This is a genomic window from Caballeronia sp. M23-90, assembly GCF_053574605.1.
Map to the genome: position 1 here is coordinate 1 of NZ_JBSIPA010000415.1, position 5797 is coordinate 5797.

The window sequence follows — 5797 nt, forward strand, 5'->3', positions numbered from 1 at the left end:
TTCGGCCAGCGTTTCCATGATCGCGAGCGATTCCCAGACGGCGTCGCCGGCATCGGTCACGAGGCACGGCACCTTGCCGGACGGTGAATGTGCCAGGATGTTCGCGGTCGAGTCCGGCTGGCCGAGGCGGATCAGCACCTCTTCAAACGGGATGCCGAAGTGCTTGAGCACGAGCCACGGCCGCATGGACCACGACGACTGATTTTTGTCACCGATAACGAGTTTCATCGCAGAAATTTGAAGTTGAATACTGAATCAACGCCCCGCCGACGCACGGAACGTGTTGAAACGCGAACGCGTGGAGGCGCCCGTGAGATACATCGGCGCAATCGCCTCGACGCTCGCCGGATCGATGCCGAGTTCCGGCGCAATCGGCCCGCTGGCAATGTTCGGCGCTTTCATTGAATCCAGATTATCGCGCGACATCATGGGTTCGCCGGGCGCGAGTTCCAGCGACATGGCCTGCAAGCGGCCAAGGCTGTCAGGCAAACGGACGATGCGCGCGTTCTTGCCGATCGCCGCGCCGCTGAAGCGCACGAGTTCTTCGAGCGTGTAGACCTTCGGGCCGGCGAGTTCGTATGCGCGACCGCTGGCGGCATCGAGATCGAGCGCGTTGACGAAGGCCTTGGCGACATCGCCGACAAATATTGGCTGGAATTGCGCCTGCGAACACGCGAGTGGAATGATCGGAAAGATCCGTTCAAGGAACGCGAACTGGTTCAGGAAGTTGTCCTCCGGACCGAAGACCACGGACGGACGAAAGATGGTCGTGGCCAGATTCGAATCGCGCACGGCTTTTTCGCCATCGCCTTTTGATCGCAGATACATGCTCGGGCCGTTCGAATCCGCTCCGAGCGCGCTCATGTGCAGAAGGCGTCGCACGCCTTTCGCCTGACACGCGGCCACGATCTTGTTCGGCAATTCGACGTGCGCCTTCGCGAATTGCGGACCGTAGGGCGCGCCACGTTTGCCTTGCAGCACGCCGACGAGATTGATGACGGCGTCGGCTTGCGAAACGAAAGCGGCGAGTTGAGCGGGATCGTAGACGTTGGTTTCGATCACATCCACGGGCAAGAGCGTGAGATGCGCCGCGTTCTCACGCCGCCGGGTGGCAATGCGCACGTTCTTGCCGACTTCGACAAGCGCGTTCACCAGATGACTGCCGATAAATCCCGACCCGCCGATCAACGCAATGGTTTGATGTCGCATATTCGCCTCTGTGAGTGACGTCGGCGGCGCGAGGGAAGCTTGAACGGCCGAGGCCGGGCGTGGCTTCCCTCGCGCCGCGTTGCCGGATAAGCGAAACGCGCGGCGAGTCTGATGCGATACGCTTACGGCGCGATGTAGCCGAGCCGCGCCTTCAGCGATTGCGGACGACCCTCGAACAACGCCGCGTAGTACACGGTGTTCGACAGCACGTTCTTGACGTAATCGCGGGTTTCGGTGAACGGAATGGTTTCAGCAAAAATCGCGCCCTCTACCGGACCGGTCAGCGTGGAGCGCCATTGTTTCGGCCGGCCCGGGCCGGCGTTGTAACCGGCTGTTGCCAGCACAGCGGAGTCGTCGAACTGGTTATAGACCATGGCCAGATAGTTCGTGCCGAGGAGAATGTTTGTATCGATGTCATTCATCTGCTCACGCGAAACCGGACCCATGCCGATCTTCTTCGCCACGAGCTGCGCGGTTCCGGGCATCAGTTGCATCAGGCCGCCCGCACCAACCTCGGACTTCGCGTTGATGATGAAACGCGATTCCTGGCGGATCAGGCCGTAGGCCCATTCGATATCCAGCCCGGTATTTTTCGATTCGCGGTCGACCACGTCCTTGTAGGGCGCCAGGTAACGTAGCGAGAAATCGTGCTCGGTCTTGGTTTTATCGGCGGTATTCACCGTGCGGTCGAACAATTCGATACGCCGAGCGTACTGCGCCGCCGCCAGCAACTGACGATCCGTCATGGTCCGTAGCGGCCAGTTCCATTCGCGGTTGCCTTCGAGGCGCAGGTTCATGTTGTAGAACTTCTGCGACAACGCGAAACCCGGAATGGTCTGGGCTTGTGCGATTTCGGCGTCGGTCACGGTCGTGCGCGGCGGCACGGTGATCTTCTGCCCCAGTTCTTCCGATGCCAATTGGCCGTAGAAATTGAACTGATCGGCGATGCTCGTGAATTCCTGCGCGGCAGTGGCGGTGTCGCCGGCCTGCTTCAAGGCGCGTCCGTGCCAGTAGATCCACGTTGCTTGATTACGCAGCGCGGGCGGCATCTGCTCGATCGACCAGCGCACCATGGTCCAGTCGCCGGCAAGCAACGCCATGCGTGTACGCCATTCGTAGGCCGGATTCGACAATTGCGCATTCACCGACAACCGGTACCAGTCCACTGCGCTCGGCATGCGTTTCGACGCAGCCTGATACGCAATCGTGCCCCAGCCGGTAGCGCGTTCCAGCGGCGTCAGGGCCGGCGCAACAGAACTGAACGATGCCGCGGCCATGGCCGGATCGTTGCGCGCCATGCGCGTGATGGCCAGCAACGCGAGCTGGTGCGACGACGTGTCCCGGCCTACGCCACGCGCCAGATAGAGCGGCGGCGTGTTCGAGGCGCTGTCGAAGGAATTCTGACTCGGGCGCTGCTGACCGAGCGCGTCGGCAATCTTGCTGGCGGTGTTCGTGTAGTTTTGCTCGTTCGCGAGACGAATCTGTTGCCAGACGTCATCGGACGTAAATTGCTGCGATACCGCCAATGCGTTGATCAGGTCCACGCAACCGTCGCCATACCATTTAGGATCCACGAGCAATGCCCGCGCGGCGTCCGACACGTTTTCCCCCCGCGATGCCCGTGCTTCGAGCGCGTAGCATTTCACCTGCGTGTCGTCGTTCAGGACAAAACGCTGATACTGATCGAGGAAATTGCGCCAGTCGTGGCGGGCGCCCAGCACGACGAGATAATCATTTCGCATGCGATCCGCGATAGCCTGGCCGTCGTAGCGCTGCAGGAATGAAAGCACGGGTTCATCGGGTGCATCCACGCGCGCGTGCCCTTGCGAGTCGAAAAGCTGCGGCTTGAGCGTGAAATATTCGACATAACCCGGCGCCGGATAATTGGGAATTTGCGCCGCGAGCTGCATGGCGCGGCCGGCGTCATTCGAGCGCGCGGCTTCGCGCAACTGAATGAAAGTGCGGTCATCTTGCGACAGCGAATAATCGACTGAAGGACGAACCGCCGATGCGGTGCTGCACCCGATCAGCGTGATCGCGGCGAGCGCCGTGGCGGCTGCGAGATATACTCGTTTGAGACGTTTTGACATCGTTTTTTGTGGAGCGCGAAGTGATCCAGAGCATAGCATGCAACCCTCTGATGGAAGCCAAAAGCACGCTGCGTGCGAGCTTGCTTGCGACCCGCGAAACACAAGGCGGCGAGGCTGATCACGAGGCGCGTGGCGAAGCGCTCGCGCGGCGCTTGATGGAGGTCGTGGGGCGGTATCCGGAGGCATCGTGTATTGGGTTTTACTGGCCTGTTGCCGGCGAGTTCGATGCACGCAATGTGCTGAGCGTCTGGCTCGCGCTGGCGGCGTCGCGGACGGCGGCGTTGCCGGTGGTTGTTGCTCCGAGGCAACCGCTCGTGTTTCATGCGTGGCGTTATGACTCTGCCATGAAGAAGGGGCGTTATGGGATTGCAGTGCCGGAGGAGGAGCGGCTCGTAGTTCCGGATCTTCTGTTGATTCCCTGCGTGGGGTTCGATGCCGACCGGTATCGGTTGGGGTATGGCGGCGGGTATTACGACCGGACGCTGGCGTTTTGGCCCGCGGACAGGAAGCCCGCTACGATCGGGGTGGCTTTTGAATCTGCCAGGTGTGATGCGTTGCCGCGGGGGGAGTTTGATTTGCCGCTGGGGGCGATTGTTACTGAATCGGGGATTTATTGAGGCTAGCGCCTGGTGGGTTTTAGTAGTGGTCGGAGTTTATGCCGGGTTGTTGCTGGTTGGGCTACCGCGCGGTTTATTTTGGCTGTTCTCTTTAGCACTGTTAGCCACTGTCCGTGGCGGGACTTCATTTCACGGGTAATGCGCTGACGCTTGGTTGGTCTTTGGCAGCGGTCAGGATTGATGCTGGGTTGCTGCTGCTTAGGCCTTCGCGCGTTCCCTGTTTTCTGATTTCTTTAGCACTGTTAGCCACTGTCCGTGGCGGGACTTCATTTCACGGGTAATGCGCTGACGCTTGGTTGGTCTTTGGCAGCGGTCAGGATTGATGCTGGGTTGCTGCTGCTTAGGCCTTCGCGCGTTCCTCGTTTTCTAATTTCTTTAGCACTGTTAGCCACTGTCCGTGGCGGGACTTCATTTCTTTGTCCAACGGCGACAAAGAAACGAAGCAAAGAAAACGCCTCTCAACCGCTAATTCTTAAGTGTCCCGAGCGTGCAGTGACAACTGTTTGGTACTTCACAAGAACGCTCGACGCCGCAATCAAGAACACTTGAAACCCTCCCCCTCCGTCAACCGCAACCCACACGCTTCGCCACCAGTGTGGGAATCCGTTAACCAGGCCTCCGCGCTGCGCGCACTGGCGCCCAAATGGAGGAGTTGGCTGTACTGGTTCCGTTTTGCCGCGCGAGCCTGGGACCACCGGCGGCGAAATCTCGGCAAGTTCAGGATGCTGTAGCGCCGTCACGTGCTCAACCCGTTGTTTACTTGGGCCAGGTTTCCGTATTGACTGCCACAGTTACTGGTGGCGAAGCGTGTGGGTATCTGTTGACGGAGGGGGAGGGGTTCAAGTGTTCCTGATTGCGGCGTCGAGCGTTCTTCTGAAGTACCAAACAGTTGTACGTGCACGCTCGGGACACTTAAGAGTTAGCGGTTGGAAGGCGTTTTCTTTGCTTCGTTTCTTTTTCGCCGTTGGAAAAAGAAATGAAGTCCCGCCACGGACAGTGGCTAATAGTGCTAAAAAAATCAGCTAGAACTGAACGCGCGGTAGCCCAAAGAGCAACAACCCAGCACCAACCCCAACCGCCAAACCCCAGCCCAAGTGCGAACGAAAACCCTATAGTGAGGCAGCGGCGCGAGCCGCCGTATCGTACAACCCCGAGGCATTACGCAGCAATTGCGCCGCCTCTCCAATCTGCTCGTTCGAAAGCCCGCTCTCCTTCAGCGCGCTGATCAAACAGCTCTCCCGCACCTCCCGATACTTCCCGCACAACTCGCGCCCCGCCGGCGTTGCGGAAAAGAACACCTCTTTCCCCACCTTTTCGCTCGCCACATAGCCCCGCGCCATCAACTTCTTCAAGGCATAGCTCGCAACGTGCGTGTCCTCTATATTGAGAACAAAGCAGATATCGGCGATCTTTTTCTTGCGGTCACGATGACTGACATGATGCAGCAGCGATACTTCCACCGCCGTCATGTCCTTCGCGCCCGCCGCCGACATGCAGCGCACCATCCATCGGTTGAACGCGTTGCCGGCCATGATCAAACCGTACTCGAGCTCGGACAACTCCGCGCTGGTTTCGGATACGAGATGCTCGGAGGAAACAATCTTGGTCGGGTGGCGAGGCATGGCATTCAACGAAACAATGTGCCAGCGAGTGTAGCGTATCGAATGAAATTTCAATAACAAACTCACATTCTTATTGATAAATTGTCGATAATTTATTGACGATGTACATTCCATGATCGAATCGAGGCACACCCTCGACTACCGGCAAGGTCAGCATGACACCACCCAAAATTCATCCACTCGGCGACACCGCGCTTGTTTGCGAAGCGCCCACATTCGGCGCTGGCATTCGAGCGTGGCGGGCGCGGGCGCTTCGCAA

5 protein-coding genes are annotated in these 5797 nt (G+C 59.0%); 1 reads left to right on the forward strand and 4 read right to left on the reverse strand.

Features of this window, described 5'->3' with window-relative positions; all coding sequences use genetic code 11:
- From ACRXB1_RS28615 to ACRXB1_RS28625, 3 genes are all read right to left on the reverse strand, one after another.
- Window positions 1-228, reverse strand: a 228-nt coding sequence (locus ACRXB1_RS28615) for a glutathione S-transferase N-terminal domain-containing protein (protein WP_449493945.1), incomplete at its 3' end; no start/stop codon positions are given.
- Window positions 229-255: 27 nt separating this feature from the next.
- Window positions 256-1209 carry a complex I NDUFA9 subunit family protein gene (locus ACRXB1_RS28620; protein WP_449493946.1) on the reverse strand — a complete coding sequence of 318 codons (954 nt, stop codon included), beginning with the start codon at window positions 1207-1209 and terminating at the stop codon, window positions 256-258.
- A gap of 122 nt (window positions 1210-1331) precedes the next feature.
- Complete coding sequence (locus ACRXB1_RS28625; RefSeq protein WP_062168320.1) at window positions 1332-3299, reverse strand: lytic transglycosylase domain-containing protein; 1968 nt, start codon at window positions 3297-3299, stop codon at window positions 1332-1334.
- A gap of 50 nt (window positions 3300-3349) precedes the next feature.
- Here ACRXB1_RS28625 and ACRXB1_RS28630 point away from each other — a divergent pair, with 50 nt between their 5' ends.
- The gene (locus tag ACRXB1_RS28630; RefSeq protein ID WP_449493947.1) at window positions 3350-3916 is read left to right on the forward strand and encodes a 5-formyltetrahydrofolate cyclo-ligase; all 567 of its coding nucleotides are present in this window, start codon (window positions 3350-3352) and stop codon (window positions 3914-3916) included.
- Between the two features lie 1109 nt (window positions 3917-5025).
- Here ACRXB1_RS28630 and ACRXB1_RS28635 read toward each other — a convergent pair.
- Complete coding sequence (locus tag ACRXB1_RS28635; RefSeq protein ID WP_062001020.1) at window positions 5026-5538, reverse strand: winged helix DNA-binding protein; 513 nt, start codon at window positions 5536-5538, stop codon at window positions 5026-5028.
- Between the last annotated feature and the right edge of the window lie 259 nt (window positions 5539-5797).

Excerpts from the sequence above, each read along its gene's own strand:
- ACRXB1_RS28620 (WP_449493946.1), bottom strand. The coding sequence starts at position 1,209 with ATGCGACATCAAACCATTGCGTTGATCGGCGGGTCGGGATTTATCGGC.
- ACRXB1_RS28625 (WP_062168320.1), bottom strand. The coding sequence starts at position 3,299 with ATGTCAAAACGTCTCAAACGAGTATATCTCGCAGCCGCCACGGCGCTC.
- ACRXB1_RS28630 (WP_449493947.1), top strand. The coding sequence starts at position 3,350 with ATGGAAGCCAAAAGCACGCTGCGTGCGAGCTTGCTTGCGACCCGCGAA.
- ACRXB1_RS28635 (WP_062001020.1), bottom strand. The coding sequence starts at position 5,538 with ATGCCTCGCCACCCGACCAAGATTGTTTCCTCCGAGCATCTCGTATCC.